This window comes from Streptomyces sp. NPDC050509 (assembly GCF_044457965.1).
Classification (GTDB): domain Bacteria; phylum Actinomycetota; class Actinomycetes; order Streptomycetales; family Streptomycetaceae; genus Streptomyces.
Window position 1 is genome coordinate 171,862 of sequence record NZ_JBITHL010000003.1, and the last position, 20,304, is coordinate 192,165.

Consider the following 20,304-nt stretch of genomic DNA (forward strand, 5'->3'; position numbering starts at 1 on the left):
CGCCCAAAGCCGAGGTCAGCCTCGGGATGCCGCAGCTTCCCGCCCCCGCCTACCCGGACGAGGTACGCGCCCGGCTCGAAGGGGACGCCAAGGAGATCATCGGCCGCTACCCGGACTCCCGCTCCGCGCTGCTGCCGCTGCTCCACCTCACACAGTCGGAGGAGGGGTTCGTCTCCCGTACGGGGATGGCCTTCTGCGCCGAACAGCTCGGCCTGACCACCGCCGAGGTCACCGCCGTCGCCACCTTCTACTCCATGTACCGGCGTGGGCCCGGCGGCGAGTACCAGGTCGGTGTCTGCACCAACACGCTCTGCGCGGTGATGGGCGGCGACGCCATCTTCGAGGAGCTGAAGGCGCACCTCGGCGTCGACAACCACGGGACGACCCCCGACGGCAAGATCACCCTCGAACACATCGAGTGCAACGCGGCCTGCGACTTCGCGCCCGTGGTGATGGTCAACTGGGAGTTCTTCGACAACCAGACGCCGGACACCGCCCTGCGGCTCGTCGACGACCTGCGCGACGGGCACACCGTGGCGCCCACCCGGGGCGCGCCGCTGTGCACGTACAAGGAGACCTCGCGCATCCTGGCCGGCTTCCCCGACGAGCGCCCCGGCGCCGTCGAGGCCACCGGCGGTGCAGGCCCCGCGTCGCTGGTCGGGCTGCGGCTCGCCAGGGGAGAGGCGCCGCAGCGGGTGGTACGCCCCCGGGACGGCGCTGATCCCCAGGACCGGCAGCCCCAGGACCGGCAGCCTCAGGACCGGCAGCCCCAGGACGCGCCACCACGCGATGCCGCCCCGCGGGACCGGCAGCCCCAGGACGCTCCGCACGACGCGCCCCAGCCGGGCGCCGAGCACCTCAGCTCTCACGATGCGCCGCAGCAGACCTCGGCCTCCGACCCGGACCACCCGGCCGGACCCGCAGCCGAGGAGGGGGAGTGATGACCATGGCCACCGAGCTCAACGAGAACGGGACCAGCCCGGAGAAGCTCCTCGCGCCCGTCCTGTCCGCCTTCTGGGACCAGCCCGACTCCTGGACGCTGGCCACCTACGAGCGGCACGAAGGGTACGAGGGGCTGCGCAAGGCGCTGGCCATGACGCCCGACGACCTCATCGCGTACGTCAAGGACTCGGGTCTGCGCGGGCGCGGCGGGGCCGGCTTCCCCACCGGGATGAAGTGGCAGTTCATCCCGCAGGGCGACGGCAAGCCGCACTATCTGGTCGTCAACGCGGACGAGTCGGAACCCGGCACCTGCAAGGACATCCCCCTTCTCTTCGCCAACCCGCACTCCCTCATCGAGGGCATCGTGATCGCCTGTTACGCGATCCGCTCGCAGCAGGCCTTCATCTATCTGCGCGGCGAGGTCGTCCCCGTACTGCGCAGGCTGCACGAGGCGGTGCGCGAGGCGTACGCGGCGGGGTACCTCGGCACGAACATCCTGGGCAGCGGGCTCGATCTCGATGTCGTCGTGCACGCGGGCGCGGGCGCGTACATCTGCGGGGAGGAGACCGCGCTGCTCGACTCCCTGGAGGGGCGTCGCGGACAGCCCCGGCTGCGTCCTCCCTTCCCGGCGGTGGCGGGCCTGTACGCCTGCCCCACTGTGGTGAACAACGTCGAGTCCATCGCGTCGGTTCCCGCGATCCTCAACCGGGGCAAGGACTGGTTCAAGTCCATGGGCAGCGACAAGTCCCCCGGCTTCACGCTCTACTCGCTCAGCGGGCATGTCACCAACCCCGGCCAGTACGAGGCCCCGCTCGGCATCACACTGCGCCAGCTCCTCGACATGAGCGGCGGCATCCGGGCCGGGCACCGCCTCAAGTTCTGGACGCCGGGCGGCTCCTCGACCCCGATGTTCACCGAGGAACACCTCGACGTCCCGCTCGACTACGAGGGCGTCGGCGCCGCCGGTTCCATGCTCGGCACGAAGGCGCTCCAGTGCTTCGACGAGACGACCTGTGTCGTACGGGCCGTCACCCGCTGGACCGAGTTCTACGCGCATGAATCCTGCGGCAAGTGCACGCCGTGCCGCGAAGGGACGTACTGGCTGGTCCAGTTGCTCCGCGACATCGAGGAGGGCAAGGGCGAGCTGTCCGACCTCGACAAGCTCAACGACATCGCCGACAACATCAACGGCAAGTCCTTCTGCGCGCTCGGCGACGGCGCCGCCTCCCCGATCTTCTCCTCGCTCAAGTACTTCCGCGCGGAGTACGAGCAGCACATCACCGGCAAGGGCTGCCCCTTCGACCCCGCGAAGTCCACCGTGTGGGCAGACCAGAACCCGCACCTGGAGGTGAACGCATGACGGTGACGACGAATGCTCCCTCCGGGGGCGGTGAAGCCGCGGTTCCGCCCGAGGATCTCGTCTCGCTGACGATCGACGGCATCGAGATCTCCGTCCCCAAGGGGACGCTGGTGATCCGCGCCGCCGAGCAGCTCGGCATCGAGATCCCGCGCTTCTGCGACCATCCGCTCCTCGACCCGGCCGGCGCCTGCCGCCAGTGCATCGTCGAGGTCGAGGGCCAGCGCAAGCCGATGGCGTCCTGCACGATCACCTGCACCGACGGCATGGTCGTCAAGTCGCAGTTGACGTCGCCGGTCGCCGAGAAGGCGCAGCGCGGGGTGATGGAGCTGCTGCTCATCAACCACCCGCTGGACTGCCCGGTCTGCGACAAGGGCGGCGAGTGCCCGCTCCAGAACCAGGCCATGCAGGTCGGTGACCCCGACACCCGCTTCGAGGGCAAGAAGCGTACGTTCGAGAAGCCCGTGCCGATCTCCACGCAGGTGCTGCTCGACCGGGAGCGGTGCGTGCTCTGCGCCCGCTGCACCCGGTTCTCGAACCAGATCGCCGGCGACCCGATGATCGAGCTGATCGAGCGGGGCGCCCTCCAGCAGGTCGGCACCGGCGAGGGCGACCCCTTCGAGTCGTACTTCTCCGGCAACACCATCCAGATCTGCCCGGTCGGCGCGCTCACCTCGGCCGCGTACCGCTTCCGATCCCGCCCCTTCGACCTGGTCTCCTCGCCGAGCGTGTGCGAGCACTGCGCGGGCGGCTGCGCGACCCGTACGGACCACCGGCGCGGCAAGGTCATGCGGCGGATGGCGGCCAACGCGCCCGAGGTCAACGAGGAGTGGCTCTGCGACAAGGGCCGTTTCGGCTTCCGGTACGCGCAGAAGCCCGACCGGCTCACCACCCCGCTGGTACGGAACGCGGACGGCGTCCTCGAACCGGCGAGCTGGCCGGAGGCGCTGGAGGCCGCGGCGCGCGGCCTGGGCGCGGCCCGGGGCAGGACCGGCGTCCTGACGGGCGGCCGGCTCACCGTCGAGGACGCGTACGCGTACGCCAAGTTCGCGCGCGTCGCCCTCGACACCAACGACATCGACTTCCGCGCGCGCGTGCACAGCGGCGAGGAGGCCGACTTCCTCGCGGCGTACGTCGCGGGCCGGGGCCATGACCTCGACGGCACGGGGATCACGTACACCACGCTGGAGGCCGCCCCTGCGGTGCTGCTCGCGGGCTTCGAGTCCGAGGAGGAGGCGCCCGGCGTCTTCCTGCGGCTGCGCAAGGCGCACCGCAAGCACGGCCAGCGGACGTTCTCCCTGGCCACGCACGTCACCCGGGGCCTGTCGAAGGCGGGCGGCACGCTGCTGCCCGCCGCGCCAGGCACCGAGACCGAGTGGCTGGACGCCCTGGCCTCGGAGAGCGGGCTCGACGCGGACGGTACGGCCGCCGCGCGGGCGCTGCGCGAGCCCGGTGCCGTGATCGTCGTCGGGGAGCGGCTCGCGGCCGTACCCGGCGGGCTCACCGCGGCGGCGCGCGCCGCCACCGCGACCGGCGCCCGGCTGGTGTGGATCCCGCGGCGCGCCGGTGAGCGCGGCGCGCTGGAGGCGGGCGCGCTGCCTTCGCTGCTGCCGGGTGGCCGGCCGGCCACGGATCCGCGGGCCCGCGAGGAGACCGCGGCGGTGTGGGGCGTACGCGAACTGCCGCACCGGTACGGCCGCGACACCGGCCAGATCGTCCGGGCCGCCGCCAACGGCGAGCTGGGCGCGCTGCTGGTCGCGGGCGTCGAGATCGCGGACCTGCCCGACCCGGCGGGCGCGCGGACCGCGCTGGACGAGGTCGGCTTCCTGGTCTCGCTGGAGCTGCGGCCCAGCGAGGTCACCGAGCGGGCCGATGTGGTCTTCCCGGTCGCGGCGGTCGCGGAGAAGCCCGGCTCCTTCCTCAACTGGGAGGGCAGGGCGCGGCTGTTCGAGGCGGCGCTGAAGCCGGAGCAGATGACGCGGCGGCTCGCGCCGAGCGACGCGCGCGTGCTGCACATGCTCGCCGACACCCTCGACGTGCACTTCGCGCTGCCGGACCTGCGTGCCGTACGCGCCGAACTCGACCGGCTCGGCGGCTGGGACGGACTCCGCGCCACCGAACCGGCGGAATCGGCCCGTCCGGTGCCCCGGGCCGGCGGCGGAGAGGCGGTTCTCGCGGGCCACCGGATGCTGCTGGACCAGGGCCTTCTCCAGCAGGGCGACGAGGCGTTGGCGGGCACGCGCCATGCGGCGGTGGCCCGGCTCTCCGTCGCGACGGCCGCCGAGACGGGCGTCAAGGACGGCGACGACCTGGCCGTCACCGGACCTGCGGGCACGGTCACCCTTCCGCTGGCGGTGACGGCGATGCCCGACCGGGTGGTCTGGCTGCCGCTGAACTCCACGGGAGGCGGCGTCCTCGCGGACACCGGCTCGCTGCCGGGGACGCTCGTACGTATCGGCCCCGCGGAACCGGCCGGCCCCTCGCAGGACGACCCCGCCGACGCAGCACCGGAGGTGCGCGCATGACCGCCTTCGCTTCAATCGCGGCGGCCCCGGGAAGCGTCCTCGCCGCCGAGGACCTGTCGATGTTCGGCCGCGACCCCTGGTGGCTCGTGCTCGTCAAGGCCGTGTTCTGCTTCGCGTTCCTGATGCTGACCGTGCTCTTCTCCATCGTGTGGGAGCGCAAGGTCGTCGCCTGGATGCAGTTGCGCATCGGCCCCAACCGGCACGGCCCCTGGGGCATGCTCCAGTCGCTCGCCGACGGCGCGAAGCTGATGTTCAAGGAAGACATCATCGTCAAGCGCGCCGACAAGGCCGTCTACATCCTCGCGCCGATCATCGCGGCGATCCCCGCGTTCATGGCGATCGCGGTGATCCCCTTCGGGCCCGCGGGCAACGAGGTCTCGATCTTCGGCCAGCGCACCACGATGCAACTCACCGACCTGCCCATCGCGATGCTCTACATCCTCGCGGTCGCCTCGGTCGGCATCTACGGCATCGTCCTCGCGGGCTGGTCCTCGGGGTCGACGTATCCGCTGCTCGGCGGGTTGCGCTCGTGCGCGCAGATGATCTCGTACGAGATCGCCATGGGCGCCGCGTTCGCCTCGGTGTTCCTCTACTCCGGGTCGATGTCGACCTCGGCGATCGTCGAAGCGCAGGCGGACCGCTGGTACATCCTGCTGCTGCCGGTCTCCTTCATCATCTACATCATCACGATGGTGGCGGAGACCAACCGCAACCCGTTCGACATGCCGGAGTCCGAGGGCGACCTGGTCGGCGGCTTCAACACCGAGTACTCGTCCATCAAGTTCGCGATGTTCATGCTCGCCGAGTACGTCAACATGGTGACCGTCTCGGCCGTCGCGACGACGCTCTTCCTCGGCGGCTGGCGCGCCCCGTGGCCGATCTCCACCTTCTGGGAGGGCGCGAACCACGGCTGGTGGCCGATGCTCTGGTTCGTCCTCAAGGTCCAACTGCTGCTCTTCTTCTTCATCTGGCTGCGCGGCACGCTGCCCCGGGTGCGCTACGACCAGCTCATGAAGCTCGGGTGGAAGGTCCTGATCCCGATCTCGCTGCTCTGGCTGATGCTCGTCGCGACCGTACGGGCGCTGCGCAACGAGAACTACTCCTTCCAGACGATCCTGCTGTACGTGGCCTCCGCGATCATCGCGCTCCTGCTGCTCTCGTTCATCGCGGACATCTTCCGAGACCGGAAGGACAGGGCCGAGGCGGAGCACGAACCGGAGCCACCGGCCTTCGACCCGATGGCGGGCGGTTTCCCTGTACCGCCGCTGCCCGGACAGACGCTGCCGCCGGTGCCGCGCAGGCAGCCGCGACGCGAGCGGGAGCTGATTGTCAGTGGCGGGGTCAATACTGTGAGTGACGGTACCGAGAGTGACGGAAAGGAGGCCGGCAGTGTCTGACTCTTCGCAGGAGAACCTCCCGCAGCGGAGCGATCCGCAGGGGAACGCTCCCCAGGAGGACGTTCCGGGCGGCGACATCCCGCGTCCGCCGCGGAATCCGGTGGCCGGCTTCGGGCTGACCTTCAAGGCCATGTTCAAGAAGCGGCTGACGGAGCAGTATCCGGAGACGCCGAAGGTCACGGCGCCGCGCTTCCACGGCCGGCATCAGCTCAACCGCCATCCGGACGGCCTGGAGAAGTGCATCGGCTGCGAGCTGTGCGCGTGGGCCTGCCCGGCGGACGCGATCTATGTGGAAGGCGCGGACAACGCGGAGGAGGAGCGCTACTCCCCGGGGGAGCGCTACGGCCGCGTCTACCAGATCAATTACGCGCGCTGCATTTTCTGCGGACTGTGCATCGAGGCGTGCCCGACCAGGGCGCTCACGATGACGAACGAGTTCGAGCTGGCCGACAGCTCCCGCGAGAGCCTCATCTTTACGAAGGAGCAGCTTCTCGCGGGCCTGGAGGAGGGCATGGTCGAGTCGCCGCACTCGATCTTCCCCGGTACGGACGAGCAGGACTACTACCGGGGACTGGTCACGGAGGCCGCGCCCGGCACGGTCCGGCAGGTGGCCGTCAGCAAGGGTGAGAAGCCGCAGGACGAGGGGGCCGAAGCATGAGCCTCCTGGCAAGTTCCCTGGCGCCGCCCCTGGCGGGCCCGCTGATGCCCTCGCTCGCCGCCGGGTCGGTCACCTCGACCGGTGAGGCCGTCCAGTTCTGGATCCTCGGCACGGTCGCCGTGGTCGGCGCGCTCTGCACGATCCTGATGAAGAAGGCCGTGCACAGCGCGCTCTGCCTCGCCGCGACCATGATCATCCTGGCGGTCTTCTACCTCGCCAACGGGGCCTACTTCCTGGGCGTCGTCCAGATCGTCGTCTACACCGGCGCGATCATGATGCTGTTCCTCTTCGTGGTCATGCTGGTCGGTGTCACCGCGGCCGACTCCCTCAAGGAGACGCTGAAGGGCCAGCGCTGGTGGGCCGCCGCCTGCGGGCTCGGCTTCGGTGTGCTGCTCGTCGCGGGCATCGGCAACGCCTCGCTGAACTCCTTCACGGGGCTCGCCCAGGCCAACGCGGGCGGCAACGTCGAGGGCCTGGCCGCCCTGATCTTCACGAAGTACGTCTTCGCCTTCGAGATCACGGGCGCGCTGCTGATCACCGCGGCGGTCGGCGCGATGGTGCTCACCCACCGGGAGCGCACCGAGCGGGCCAAAACCCAGCGGGAGATGGCCGAGGCGCGGGTACGGAGCGGCCAGTTGCCGCCGCTGCCCGCCCCCGGTGTCTACGCCCGGCACAACGCGGTGGACATCGCGGGCCTGCTGCCGGACGGCACCACGTCCGATCTGACGGTCAGCAGGACGCTGAAGGACCGCGGCCAGATCCGCGACGTGTCGGACGAGGCCCTCGCGGATCTGAAGGCGCTGGAGCAGCGGTCGTCGGAGCGGCTGGGCCGTCGCGGCCTCGACCCCGCGGATCCCGGCGGTACGGGGTCCGGCCGTGCCGACAAGGAGGTCAAGCGGTGAATCCGGTCTACTACCTCTACCTCGCCTCCCTGCTGTTCACCATCGGCGCCGCCGGTGTGCTGATCCGGCGGAACGCGATCGTGGTCTTCATGTGCGTCGAGCTGATGCTCAACGCCTGCAACCTGGCGTTCGTCGCCTTCTCCCGGATGCACGGCAACCTCGACGGCCAGATCATCGCGTTCTTCACGATGGTCGTCGCCGCCGCGGAGGTCGTGGTCGGGCTCGCGATCATCGTCTCGCTGTTCCGTTCCCGCCACTCGGCCTCGGTCGACGACGCCAGCCTGATGAAGCTCTGAGGGGTCGCTGAATCGTGGAGAACTTGATTGCGCTGCTCGTCGCGGCGCCTCTGCTCGGAGCGGCGGTACTGCTGTGCGGCGGTCGCCGGCTCGACCGCACGGGCCACTGGCTCGGCACACTGCTGGCCGCCGCGTCCTTCGTGATCGGCGTGGTGCTCTTCGGCGACATGCTCGGCAGGAGCGGTGAGGACCGCTCGCTGCACCAGCATCTGTTCTCCTGGATCCCCGTCGAGGGCTTCCAGGCGGACGTCGCCTTCCAGCTCGACCAGTTGTCGATGACCTTCGTCCTGCTGATCACCGGTGTGGGCACCCTGATCCACATCTACTCGATCGGGTACATGGAGCACGACGAGCGGCGGCGCCGCTTCTTCGGCTATCTGAACCTGTTCCTGGCGGCGATGCTGCTGCTGGTCCTCGCGGACAACTACCTGCTGCTGTACGTCGGCTGGGAGGGCGTGGGTCTCGCCTCGTACCTGCTCATCGGGTTCTGGCAGCACAAGCCGAGCGCGGCCACGGCGGCGAAGAAGGCGTTCCTCGTCAACCGTGTCGGTGACATGGGTCTGTCGATCGCGATCATGCTGATGTTCACGACGTTCGGGACGTTCGCCTTCGGCCCGGTCTTCGCGGCCACCGGCGACGCGACCGAGGGCAAGCTGACGGCGATCGGCCTGATGCTGCTGCTGGCCGCCTGCGGCAAGTCGGCCCAGGTGCCGCTCCAGTCCTGGCTGGGCGACGCCATGGAGGGCCCGACCCCGGTCTCGGCCCTGATCCACGCGGCGACGATGGTCACCGCGGGCGTCTACCTGATCACCCGCTCCGGCGCGATCTTCAACGCGGCCCCGGACGCCCAGTTGGCGGTCGTGGTGGTCGGCGCGGTGACGCTGCTGTTCGGGGCGATCGTCGGTTGCGCGAAGGACGACATCAAGAAGGCCCTCGCGGGCTCGACGATGTCGCAGATCGGCTACATGATCCTGGCGGCGGGCCTCGGACCGATCGGCTACGTCTTCGCGATCATGCACCTGGTGACGCACGGCTTCTTCAAGGCCGGGCTCTTCCTCGGCGCCGGTTCGGTCATGCACGGCATGAACGACGAGGTCGACATGAGGAAGTACGGCGGCCTGCGGAAGTACATGCCCGTCACCTTCGTCACCTTCGGTCTCGGCTATCTCGCGATCATCGGTTTCCCCGGTCTCTCCGGCTTCTTCTCCAAGGACAAGATCATCGAGGCGGCCTTCGCCAAGGGCGGCACGGAGGGCTGGATCCTCGGCGCCGTCACCCTGCTGGGCGCCGCGATCACCGCGTTCTACATGACGCGCGTGATGCTGATGACCTTCTTCGGCGAGAAGCGCTGGCAGCCGGACGAGAAGGGCAACCCGCCGCATCCGCACGAGTCCCCGAAGTCCATGACCATCCCCATGATCGTCCTGGCGTTCGGCTCGGTCTTCGCCGGCGGGTTCTTCTCCATCGGCGACCGCTTCCTGCACTGGCTGGAGCCCGTCACCGGACACGACCACGGACACGCGCCGATCAGCGCGGGCGCCGTCACCGGCGCCACCATGGTGGTTCTGGTCATCGGCGTCGCCGCCGCCTGGTTCCGGTACGGCCGCCGACCCGTCCCCGCGGTCGCCCCGCGCGGCTCGTTCGCCACCCGCGCCGCCCGCCGCGATCTCTACCAGGACGACTTCAACCACGTCGTCCTGGTCCGCGGCGGCGAGCACCTCACCCGCTCCCTGGTCTACGTCGACCACACCCTGGTCGACGGGGTGGTCAACGGGACAGCGGCCTCGTTCGGCGGACTCTCAGGACGGCTCCGCAAGCTGCAGAACGGCTATGCCCGCACCTATGCGGTCTCGATGTTCGGAGGTACGGCAGTGCTCATCGCCGCGACCCTGCTGATGAGGGCGGTGTAACCGGATATGTCGTTCCCCCTTCTGACCGCGACGGCGGCGCTGCCCGCGATCGGGGCGATCGCCACGGCGGCCGTCCCGGCGGCCCGGCGCACCGCCGCCAAGTGGCTGGCGCTGTTCTTCTCGCTCGCCACCCTCGTACTGGCCGCCGTGGTGCTGGTCCGCTTCGAGCCCGGCGGCGCCCGCTACCAGCTCACCGAGTCCCACGCCTGGATCGCGGACTTCGGGGTGCGGTACGAACTGGGCGTGGACGGCATCGGGGTGGCGCTCCTCGCGCTCACCGCGCTGCTGGTCCCGTTCGTGATCCTGGCGGGCTGGCACGACGCCGACCCGCTGGAGGACGTGAACCCGAACCGCCGCTGGCGGCCGACCCAGGGCTTCTTCGCGCTGATCCTGATGGTCGAGGCGATGGTGATCCTCTCCTTCGAGGCCACCGACGTCTTCCTCTTCTACATCCTCTTCGAAGCCATGCTCATCCCGATGTACTTCCTCATCGGCGGCTTCGGCGACCGCGCCCATGCGGGCGGGGACGAGGCGGCGGCGACCCAACGCTCGTACGCGGCCGTCAAGTTCCTGCTCTACAACCTGGTCGGCGGGCTGATCATGCTGGCCGCCGTCATCGGCCTCTACGTGGTCGCGGGCAGCTTCTCGCTCTCCGAGATCGCGGACGCGCGGGCCAACGGCACCCTGTCGATCGCCACGAACACCGAACGCTGGCTGTTCCTCGGCTTCTTCTTCGCCTTCGCGGTGAAGGCCCCGCTGTGGCCGCTGCACACCTGGCTGCCCAACGCCATGGGCGAGGCCACCGCGCCCGTCGCCGTACTGATCACCGCGGTCGTCGACAAGGTCGGCACCTTCGCGATGCTCCGCTTCTGCCTCCAGCTCTTCCCGGAGGCGTCCAAGTGGGCCACCCCGGCGATCCTGGTGCTGGCGCTGATCAGCATCATCTACGGGGCGCTGCTCGCGGTCGGCCAGCGCGACATGAAGCGGCTGATCGCCTACGCGTCGATCTCGCACTTCGGCTTCATCATCATGGGCATCTTCGCGATGACCAGCCAGGGCCAGTCGGGCGCCACGCTCTACATGGTCAACCACGGGATCTCCACCGCCGCGCTGATGCTGGTGGCCGGCTTCCTGATCTCGCGGCGCGGCTCGCGGCTCATCGCGGACTACGGCGGGGTGCAGAAGGTCGCCCCGGTCCTCGCGGGCACGTTCCTGATCGGCGGGCTCGCCACGCTCTCACTGCCGGGGCTCTCCCCGTTCGTGAGTGAATTCCTCGTCCTGGTCGGCACGTTCAGCCGGTATCCGGTGGTCGGCATCATCGCCACCTTCGGCATCGTACTCGCCGCGCTCTACGTCCTGGTCCTCTACCAGCGCACGATGACCGGCGCCGTGAAGGACGAGGTCAGGACCATGCCGGATCTGCGGATCCGGGAGCTGGTGGTCGTCACCCCGCTGATCGCGCTGCTTCTCTTCCTGGGCGTCTACCCGAAGCCGCTGACCGAGATCGTCAACCCGGCGGTGGAGCACACGATGTCCGACGTACAGAAGACCGATCCCGAGCCCGAGGTGGAGGCCGCTCCATGAGTGCGACTGTCGTCCACAGCCTGTGGACAACGACGGCGGCCGACGGGATCGCCAAGATCCCGGCCCCGAAGATCGAGTACGCGCAGCTCTCGCCCGTGCTGATCGTGGTGGCCGCCGCGGTCCTGGGCATCCTGGCCGAGGCGTTCGTCCCCCGCAAGGCGCGCTACCACGCGCAGCTCTTCCTCTCCGTCGTCGCCCTGGCCGCGTCCTTCGCGGCGGTGGTCGGGCTCGCGGCGGGCGGATACGGCACCACGAAGAAGCACATCGCCGCGATGGGCGCCATCGCCATCGACGGTCCGACGCTCTTCCTCCAGGGCACGATCCTGCTGGCGTCCGTCGTCGCCGTGTTCACCTTCGCCGAGCGCAGGCTCGACCCGGAGACGCACGGCAACCGGGTCGACTCCTTCGTCGCGCAGGCCGCGTCCGTACCGGGCAGCGACAGCGAGAAGGCCGCGGTCAAGGCCGGGTTCACCACCACCGAGGTCTTCCCGCTGCTGCTGTTCGCGGTGGCCGGCATGCTGGTCTTCCCGGCCGCCAACGACCTGCTGACGCTCTTCATCGCGCTGGAGGTCTTCTCCCTCCCGCTCTACCTGCTGTGCGCCCTCGCCCGCCGCAAGCGCCTGATGTCGCAGGAAGCCGCCGTCAAGTACTTCCTGCTGGGCGCCTTCTCGTCGGCGTTCCTGCTCTTCGGGATCGCGCTGCTCTACGGGTACGCGGGCTCCGTCTCGTACGCCCGGATCGCCGAGGTCGTCGACGGCACGGTCCAGAACGTCAGCCCGGCGCTCGCGGACACCATGGGCAACGACGCGCTGCTGCTCATCGGCGGTGCGATGGTCCTGATGGGGCTGCTCTTCAAGGTCGGCGCCGTCCCGTTCCACATGTGGACCCCGGACGTCTACCAGGGCGCGCCCACCCCGGTCACCGGCTTCATGGCGGCGGCGACGAAGGTCGCCGCGTTCGGCGCGCTGCTGCGCCTGCTGTACGTGGTGCTGCCGGGCCTGCGCTGGGACTGGCGGCCGGTGATGTGGGGCGTCGTCATCATCACGATGCTGGGCGGCGCGATCGTCGCCATCACCCAGACCGACATCAAGCGGCTGCTGGCGTACTCCTCGATCGCGCACGCCGGGTTCATCCTGGCCGGGGTGATCGCGGGGACCGGCAACGGGATCTCGTCCGTCCTCTTCTATCTGGCGGCGTACTCGTTCGTGACGATCGGCGCGTTCGCGGTCGTCACCCTGGTCCGCGACGCGGGCGGCGAGGCGACGCATCTCTCCAAGTGGGCGGGGCTCGGCAGGCGTTCGCCCCTGGTGGCCGCGGTCTTCGCGGTCTTCCTGCTGGCCTTCGCGGGGATCCCGCTGACCTCGGGCTTCTCGGGGAAGTTCGCGGTCTTCAAGGCGGCGGCCGAGAGCGGCGCGGGCGCGCTGGTGGTGGTCGGTGTGATCGCCTCGGCCATCGCGGCGTTCTTCTACATCCGGGTCATCGTCCTGATGTTCTTCAGCGAGCCGAAGCCGGAGGGCCCCACGGTCGCCGTGCCGTCGCCCCTCACGATGACGGCGATCGGCGTGGGCGTCCTGGTCACCGTGGTCCTGGGTGTCGCCCCGCAGTACTTCCTCGACCTGGCGAGCCAGGCGGGAGGCTTCGTACGGTAGCCCCGGCGGGGCGCGCACGGGGTGCGCACCGCGTCCCTACGTCGTACACACGGCCGGGCCCGGCACCTCCTCGGGGGAGGTACCGGGCCCGGCCGTTCTCACTGCTCAGGCGCCGTCGGCGTCCGGTCGAGGCATGATCGTGGTGAGGTCGAGATCCACCGGGAACGGGACGGGAACCTTCATCCAGTCACGGAAAATGCCCGTACTCACGTAGACACCGGTGGCCGGCTCCAGCTCGAAGACGTGGACAACGGCCTCGCCGTTACCACTGTTCTCCACTCGCCAGTAGTGCGGGATCTTGGCACGCGCGTACTTCAGTGGTTTGGTTTCCCGGTCCCGTGACCTCGACTCCCGTGAGACCACTTCAATCGCGAGGAGCGCCGACTCGGCCGGGATCCGGGTTTGTTCGTGGTCACGCATGTATTTCGAGTGACAGACGACGACATCCGGCTCGGGCCGGTTCTGCCAGTCGATGTCGATCGTGAATTCACGAAGGACAAGGATTCCGGCGGGGGCCTGCGACCGGAGCTGCCACTCGAAGAAGCTGACTGCCAGCGAATGGAAAAGGGTCTGCGGACTCACGAAAACAAGGCTCCCGTCGATCAGCTCCGTGTGCGGAGGCAGGTTCGGAAGCTCGTCCAGGTCGTCGCCGGTCCATCCGCCTGGTGGCGGGACGGGCCACCTGCGGCTCGGGGCGTCAGGGCCCGGAGCCTCAGGCTCGGTCTCGGGTTCCACGCTCATCAGTGCTCCCATAGGACGGAGTCTCGCGGCTCCATCCAGCGTAACCGGCGGATATCGGGATAACCCCCTACGAACGGGTGATCGGGTCACGTGACATTGACAGGGGCGTGGCTCACGCGGTGGCGATGCGGCCCCTCACCTCGCCCAGGCCGACCTTCGTGCCGTCCGGGCCCGGGGCCCAGGCGGTCAGGGTGACCTCGTCGCCGTCCTCCAGGAAGGTGCGTTTGCCGCCGGGCAGTTCGATCGGCTCCGTACCGTTCCACGTCAGCTCCAGCAGGCAGCCGCGCTGCTCGCGCGCGGGTCCGCTGACCGTGCCGGACGCGAAGACGTCCCCGGTGCGCAGGGAGGCGCCGTTGACCGTGAGATGGGCGAGTTGCTGCGCGGCCGTCCAGTACATCGTGGAGAACGGGGGCTCGGAGATCACCTCTCCGTTGAGCGCCACCGAGATCCGCAGGTCGAAGCCGCCGGGCTCCTCGTCCTCCGCGTCGTCCAGATAGGGGAGAACGGGGACCGTACGGGCCGGGGGCGCCACCCGGGCGGCGTCCAGGGCCTCCAGCGGGGTCACCCACGCCGAGACGGACGTGGCGAAGGACTTGCCCAGGAACGGGCCGAGCGGCACGTACTCCCAGGCCTGGATGTCCCGCGCCGACCAGTCGTTGAGGAGGGACAGCCCGAAGACATGGTCGCGGAAGGAGGCCAGCTCCACCGAGGAGCCCCGCGGGGACGGCGTACCGACGACGAAGGCGACCTCCGCCTCGATGTCCAGCTTCGTGGAAGGGCCGAAGGCCGGCGCCGGGTCGTTGGGCGCCTTGCGCTGGCCCGCCGGGCGCGTCACCTCCGTACCGGAGACGACGACCGTGCCGGACCGGCCGTGGTAACCGATCGGGAGGTGCTTCCAGTTGGGGGTCAGCGCCTCGCCGTCGGGGCGGAAGATCCGGCCCACGTTCGTGGCGTGGTGCTCGCTCGCGTAGAAGTCGACGTAGTCCGCGACCTCGTACGGCAGATGCAGGGTGACCGCGCCCAGCGGGTGGAGCAGGGGCTCTATGTCGACGCGGTGCGCGGGGACCGTGACCCAGGCGGTGAGCGCCCGGCGGACATCGCGCCAGGCCGTGCGCCCGGCCGCCATCAGCGGGTTGAGGCTGGGCCTGGCCAGCAGCGCCGCGTACGGGGAGCCCAGCGCCTGCGCCGCCGCCCCCGCGTCGAGCACATGATCGCCGATGCGCACCCCGACCCGCCGTCGGTCGGGCTCGTCGGCGGTCGAGAAGACTCCGTACGGCAGGTTGTGCGGGCCGAAGGGATCGTCCTCGGCCGTTTCGAGCGGGCTCTGCTCGGGCATCGGTGCTGCCTCGCTTTCCGGATCGATACGGGACACGTTACGTCGGTGTTGCCCGGCTGAGGCGGTAATAAAAGGCTCGCATCGACCGAAAGGCCGAGGTGGGCACGGGGATTGGGCGCGAGGGCGGAGTGGGGGCGGGGCAGGGGCGGGGCGAGGGCGGGGTGGCTCAGCCCGCTGTGCGGGGGATTCGTTTCTCCCAGGTGCGGTGGTGGACGACCTCCTCGCCGACGCGGCAGATCACCTCGTCGGTGGCGATGAAGTCGTCCGCGTCGCACCGGATCTCGGAACGTGTCTCGACCCGGGTGTCCCAGGCCAGGTCGGGCCGGTGCAGCCGGATCGTCCACCGGGAGAGCGTGCGCGCGGAGAGCGGGTCGCGTTCCTGGATCGTGTACGTCTCCCGCGCGTCCTCGGAGAACTCCAGCCCGTCCGGGTAGAAGCGCGAGCCGCCGTAGCGCGGATCGACCTCCAGCCGCCAGACGCCCTCCGCGACGTCCCGTACGACCAGCCGCTCGGGGCGCTCCTCGTCGAGCGTCGCGGGGAAGGAGACGCCCAGCGGCTCGGCCTGCTCCGGCGGTTCGAAGGAGATGGCCTTCTCGTCGGCCCCCTCCTCGGTGCCGCCATGCGCGCGGACGGGGAGTTCGAGCGAGCTGCCCGCCGGGTCGAGGGTGAAGCCAGCCGACCCGGCCTGCGGCCAGATCCACGGCCAGTACGCGGAGGAGACCGCGAGCCGGATGCGGTGGCCGGGCGGGAAGGCGTGGCCGATGCCGTTCAGCTCGAAGGCGACGTCCTCGGTGGCGCCCTCGGGCCACGGGTCGATCCGGTCGCGGCCGTGCCGGGCCGAGAGGTTGAGGACACCCCGGGTGACCAGGGTGGAGGAGCCGTCCGGCGCGATGTCGCACAGCCGGGCGATCACCTGGCCGGCCGGGGCGTCGACCCGGAGTCTCAGCCGTACGCGCGGGCGGCCGAGGATCTCGATCGGCTCGCCGCCGGCCGCCTCGCCGCCCGCCCGGAACTCGCCGCCGGATGTGTCGCCCGCCACCTGGAAGTCGAAGCAGGCCGACTTGGCGTCCTCGTCGCGCTGGTCGGGCGGCAGATCCGCGTCGTTGCCGAACGGGAAGTAGCGGCCCGCGTCCAGGCCGGTGTGTTGTGGCGAGTTGACGACAATCGGATCCCCCCGGAGGGAGTACGGCGTCGGCGTCACGTTCGGGGAGGGCCACGCGCGGTCGCCGACCCAGCGGCCCGGCAGCTCGGGGTAGACGGTCGCGGGCGGGTGCGAGTCGCTGATCCAGGAGCGCAGCAGCGGCTCGGCCATCACCCCCGTGTCCCGGTCCTTGAGATGCTGGTCCCACCAGCGCAGGGTCTCCTGGAGGAAGCCGATGGCCGGCCCCGGCGGCAGCCCCCGGTCGGGGTACTGGTGCGACCAGGGCCCGATCAGCCCCCGTACCCGCCCGGGGTCGAGGTGTTCGACCAGCCGCAGCACGGTGTCCCGGTACGGGTCGTGCCAGCCGCCCACGGCCAGGACGGCGGCCCGGATCGCCCCGTACTCCTCGCAGACGCTGCCGTGCTTCCAGTACGCGTCGCGGGTCTGGTGGTCCAGCCAGGTGTGCAGGAACGGTTCGACGGCGTCCAGGCGCCGCAGCCACATCGCGCGCCACGCGTCGCCCACGTACGCCGGGTCCGGCGGCCGGGAGACGAAGGCGAGCATCGTCGCCGCCCAGGCGTGCATGTCGACGGCGAGAACCGAACCGCCCATGTAGTGGACGTCGTTGTCGTACCGGTCGTCGGAGGAGCAGACGGTGACGATCGCCTTGAGCGGTTCGGGGGCGAGGGCGGCGAGCTGGAGCGCGTTGAAGCCGCCCCAGGAGATCCCGAACATGCCCACCTTCCCGGTGCACCAGGGCTGCGCGGCGAGCCAGTCGATCACCTCGACGCCGTCGGCCAGCTCGGTCGCGTCGTACTCGTCGCCTGGCAGCCCCTCGCTGTTGCCGTGACCGCGCACATCGACGCGTACGGAGGCGTAGCCGTGCCCCGCGTACCAGGGGTGGCGCTGGTGGTCGCGGGGCGCCGTCCAGTCGCTGAGCCGGTACGGGAGGTATTCGAGGAGCGCGGGGACGGGCTCGTCGGTGACGGGGCGCCAGACGCGCGCGTAGAGGAGGGTGCCGTCGGAGAGCGGGATCCGTACGTCCTCGTGGGTGGTCACGTGGGGGAAGTCGGTGCGGATGACGGGGGTACGGGCGGCGGGTGTAGGGGCGGCGGGTGTGCGGACGGTGGGGGACATGCCGATCACCTCGATACGGGGGCGTGGGGGCTCAGTGGACGGGGTGCATCGTGCGGCGCAGCCAGGGCGCGGCGGCGATCACGGCGAGGCCCGCCACGACCGCGACGGCCCCGTTGACGCCGAAGTACGCGGGCTGCGAGACCTGCCCGTACAACTTCACGGTCTGGGCCTGGATGCCGTTGGCGAGCGCCAGGGAGAGGAACCAGAGGGCCATGGTCTGGCTGGCGAACGCCCGTGGCGCGAGCTTGGTGGAGGCGGAGAGGCCGGAGGTCTCCACGAGGATGTCGCCGAGGCCGAGCAGCAGGTACGAGGCGACGATCCACCACGCGGCCATCCGGTAGTCGGCGCCGCTGTGTCCGGATGTGGGCAGGACCATCAGCAGGAAGGACAGCCCGCCGAGGATCACCCCGATCGCAATCTTGTTCGAGGCGTGCGGCTGGCGCGGGCCCATCCGTACCCAGACCGCGGCGACGACCGGCGCGAGCGCGACCTCGAAGGCGCCGAGCGCGGAGGCGTACCAGCTCGCGGGGAAGTGGAAGCCGAGGATCGAGGTGTCGGCGTTGGTCGACGCGAGAAGGATCATCGTGGAGTACGCCTGGAAGAGGATGAAGTTGAAGAACACCGACGCGAGGAAGAGCACCACGTAGGGGCGGAGCCGGCCGCGCTCCTCGGCCGTCACGCGCGGGCTGCGGAACATCACCACGAAGTAGACGACGGGCGCGATCACCGAGAGCACGGTGAGGATGTCGGCGAAGCGGCCGATGGTGAGCCATCCGGCCAGGGCGAGCGCCACGGCCACGACGGCCGTCACCGCCGCGCCCACGGCCATCAGCCGTACGGCACGGCGCAGGGCGGCGGGCGCCAGCGCGAACTCGGCGGCGTGTTTGCGCCCGGCGAGATGGCGTCTGCCCGCCACGTACTGGATCAGCCCGAGGGTCATCCCGACGGCCGCGGCGGAGAACGCCCAGTGCCAGCTCGCGTGGTCGCCGAGCCACCCCGTGACGAGAGGGCCGAGGAAGGCGCCGATGTTGATGGCCATGTAGTAGAGGGCGAAGCCGGCGTCCCTGCGCTCGTCCTCCGTACGGTAGAGCTTGCCGACCATGGCGGAGACGTTCGGCTTGAGCAGCCCTGTACCCGCGCTGATCAGGCCGAGCCCCACCCAGGTCATGGCGGCTGTGGGGACCGCCATGGCGTAGTGCCCGACGGCGATCAGGACGCCGCCCCAGAGGACGGCGCGGTACGAGCCCAGGATGCGGTCGGCGAGCCAGCCGCCGGCCACCGACAGCAGGTAGACGAGGGTTCCGTACGCGGCCGAGACGGAGGCGGCGGTGCCGGGCGCCATGCCCAGGCCGCCGTCGTGGACGGTGGCGACGAAGTAGAGGACGAGGATGGCCTGCATGCCGAGGAACGAGAAGCGCTCCCAGACCTCCAGACCCGAGAGGGTCGCGAGTCCCCTGGGGTGGCCGAGGAAGGCGCGGTCGTCGCCCGGCGGGGGTTGCCCGTCGGGTGGTTCGTCGTTCACTTCGGGGTCGGTCGTCGTTCCTGACAAAAGGGCCGCTCCTGGTCGAAAGGTCGATCCCGAACATACCGGCGAAGCCGGGAAGGCGCCCATGGTGATCGAAAGGCGACCGGATACGCTGACTTGAGTGATGGCAGCGACACATCGACAATCCGTGTGATCGTCAGCAGACAGGAGTACCTCTCGTGACCGTCGTCGGGCCGTTCGGGCTGAGCGTGCGGGACCAGGCTCTTGAGGCCGATGTCCAGACCGGGTTGGCGGCCGTCGAGGCGGGACTCCTCGATGCCACCAAGAGCGAGGTGCCCTTCATCACGGAGGCCGCGCAGCACCTCGTACGGGCGGGCGGCAAACGATTCCGGCCACTGTTGGTCATGCTCGCGTCACAATTCGGCGATCCGTACGCGCCCGGGGTCGTCCCGGCCGCCGTCGTCGTCGAGTTGACGCATCTCGCGACGCTCTACCACGACGACGTCATGGACGAGGCCGAGGTACGCCGCGGGGTGGAGAGCGCCAACGCCCGGTGGGACAACTCGGTCGCCGTCCTCACGGGTGATTTTCTCTTCGCCCGCGCCTCGCACATCCTGGCGGACCTGGGCCCCGAGGCCGTCCGTATCCAGGCGCAGGCGTTCGAACGACTGGTGACGGGCCAGATCCTGGAGACCGCGGGCCCGCGCGGCGGCATCGACCCCGTCAGCCACTACCTCGACGTCATCGGCGGCAAGACCGGCTCGCTGATCGCGGTCGCGGGGCGCTTCGGCGCGATGATGTCCGGCGCCGACGAGACGGCCGTCGACATCCTCACCCAGTACGGGGAGCGGCTCGGCATCGCCTTCCAGCTCGCCGACGACGTCCTCGACATCGCCAGCGACTCCCACGAGTCCGGCAAGACGCCCGGCACGGACCTGCGCGAGGGCATCCCCACGCTGCCGGTGCTGCTCCTGCGCGCCCAGGCGCAGCAGCACGGCAGGCCGGAGGACCTGGCCCTGGTCGAGCTGCTGGACGGCGACCTCGCGGACGACGGGCGGCTCACCGAGGCCCTGCGGCTGCTGCGCGCGCATCCGGCGCTGGAGCAGGCGCGACGGGACACGGTGCGGTACGCGGAGGAGGCGCGCGCGGCGCTGGCGCCGCTGCCGGAGTGCTACGCGAAGTCGGCGCTGATGGAGCTGTGCGACGCGGTGGTCCACCGCGCGGGCTGAGGGGCGTACGGGCT

15 protein-coding genes are annotated in these 20,304 nt (G+C 70.2%); 11 read left to right on the top strand and 4 right to left on the bottom strand.

All coding sequences use genetic code 11. The features are described from left to right. Positions 1-26: 26 nt before the first annotated feature. From nuoE to nuoN, 10 genes are all read left to right on the top strand, one after another. Positions 27-941 (top strand): NADH-quinone oxidoreductase subunit NuoE, encoded by a 915-nt coding sequence (gene nuoE, locus ACIBJC_RS09845; RefSeq protein ID WP_399291142.1) that lies wholly within the window; start codon positions 27-29, stop codon positions 939-941. Next, a complete protein-coding gene (gene nuoF, locus ACIBJC_RS09850; RefSeq protein WP_399290123.1) occupies positions 941-2,302 on the top strand; it encodes an NADH-quinone oxidoreductase subunit NuoF in 1,362 nt (453 codons plus the stop codon). The genes nuoE and nuoF overlap by 1 nt, the downstream gene beginning before the upstream one ends. Then, complete coding sequence (locus ACIBJC_RS09855; RefSeq protein ID WP_399290125.1) at positions 2,299-4,824, top strand: NADH-quinone oxidoreductase subunit G; 2,526 nt, start codon at positions 2,299-2,301, stop codon at positions 4,822-4,824. The genes nuoF and ACIBJC_RS09855 overlap by 4 nt, the downstream gene beginning before the upstream one ends. Then, the gene (gene nuoH / locus ACIBJC_RS09860; protein WP_399290127.1) at positions 4,821-6,221 is read left to right on the top strand and encodes an NADH-quinone oxidoreductase subunit NuoH; all 1,401 of its coding nucleotides are present in this window, start codon (positions 4,821-4,823) and stop codon (positions 6,219-6,221) included. The genes ACIBJC_RS09855 and nuoH overlap by 4 nt, the downstream gene beginning before the upstream one ends. 76 nt (positions 6,222-6,297) lie before the next feature. Continuing rightward, entirely contained in the window at positions 6,298-6,879 is a 582-nt protein-coding gene (gene nuoI / locus ACIBJC_RS09865; RefSeq protein WP_399291145.1) for an NADH-quinone oxidoreductase subunit NuoI, read from the top strand. Positions 6,880-6,923: 44 nt separating this feature from the next. After that, on the top strand, positions 6,924-7,781 hold the full coding sequence (locus tag ACIBJC_RS09870; protein WP_399291148.1) for an NADH-quinone oxidoreductase subunit J: 858 nt from the start codon (positions 6,924-6,926) through the stop codon (positions 7,779-7,781). Further along, on the top strand, positions 7,778-8,077 hold the full coding sequence (nuoK, locus tag ACIBJC_RS09875) for an NADH-quinone oxidoreductase subunit NuoK (protein WP_365638577.1): 300 nt from the start codon (positions 7,778-7,780) through the stop codon (positions 8,075-8,077). The genes ACIBJC_RS09870 and nuoK overlap by 4 nt, the downstream gene beginning before the upstream one ends. A 14-nt stretch (positions 8,078-8,091) precedes the next feature. Continuing rightward, positions 8,092-9,987 carry an NADH-quinone oxidoreductase subunit L gene (gene nuoL, locus ACIBJC_RS09880; protein ID WP_399290129.1) on the top strand — a complete coding sequence of 632 codons (1,896 nt, stop codon included), beginning with the start codon at positions 8,092-8,094 and terminating at the stop codon, positions 9,985-9,987. 6 nt (positions 9,988-9,993) lie between these two features. After that, complete coding sequence (locus tag ACIBJC_RS09885) at positions 9,994-11,571, top strand: NADH-quinone oxidoreductase subunit M (RefSeq protein ID WP_399290131.1); 1,578 nt, start codon at positions 9,994-9,996, stop codon at positions 11,569-11,571. Next, positions 11,568-13,220, top strand: coding sequence for an NADH-quinone oxidoreductase subunit NuoN (gene nuoN, locus ACIBJC_RS09890; protein ID WP_399290133.1), 1,653 nt, complete (start codon positions 11,568-11,570; stop codon positions 13,218-13,220). The genes ACIBJC_RS09885 and nuoN overlap by 4 nt, the downstream gene beginning before the upstream one ends. A gap of 105 nt (positions 13,221-13,325) precedes the next feature. Here the strand turns inward: nuoN and ACIBJC_RS09895 are convergent, their stop codons facing one another. From ACIBJC_RS09895 to ACIBJC_RS09910, 4 genes are all read right to left on the bottom strand, one after another. Beyond that, positions 13,326-13,961 carry a Uma2 family endonuclease gene (locus ACIBJC_RS09895; RefSeq protein ID WP_399290135.1) on the bottom strand — a complete coding sequence of 212 codons (636 nt, stop codon included), beginning with the start codon at positions 13,959-13,961 and terminating at the stop codon, positions 13,326-13,328. 112 nt (positions 13,962-14,073) lie between these two features. Continuing rightward, a complete protein-coding gene (gene fahA, locus ACIBJC_RS09900; RefSeq protein WP_399290137.1) occupies positions 14,074-15,297 on the bottom strand; it encodes a fumarylacetoacetase in 1,224 nt (407 codons plus the stop codon). A 166-nt stretch (positions 15,298-15,463) separates the two neighbouring features. Next, positions 15,464-17,575, bottom strand: a complete 2,112-nt coding sequence (locus tag ACIBJC_RS09905) for a CocE/NonD family hydrolase (RefSeq protein WP_399290139.1) — start codon at positions 17,573-17,575, stop codon at positions 15,464-15,466. Positions 17,576-17,606: 31 nt separating this feature from the next. After that, positions 17,607-19,097, bottom strand: coding sequence for a peptide MFS transporter (locus ACIBJC_RS09910; RefSeq protein ID WP_399290141.1), 1,491 nt, complete (start codon positions 19,095-19,097; stop codon positions 17,607-17,609). A 182-nt stretch (positions 19,098-19,279) separates the two neighbouring features. Between ACIBJC_RS09910 and ACIBJC_RS09915 the strand changes: the two genes are divergently transcribed. Then, positions 19,280-20,290, top strand: coding sequence for a polyprenyl synthetase family protein (locus tag ACIBJC_RS09915; RefSeq protein WP_399290143.1), 1,011 nt, complete (start codon positions 19,280-19,282; stop codon positions 20,288-20,290). Positions 20,291-20,304 lie beyond the last annotated feature (14 nt).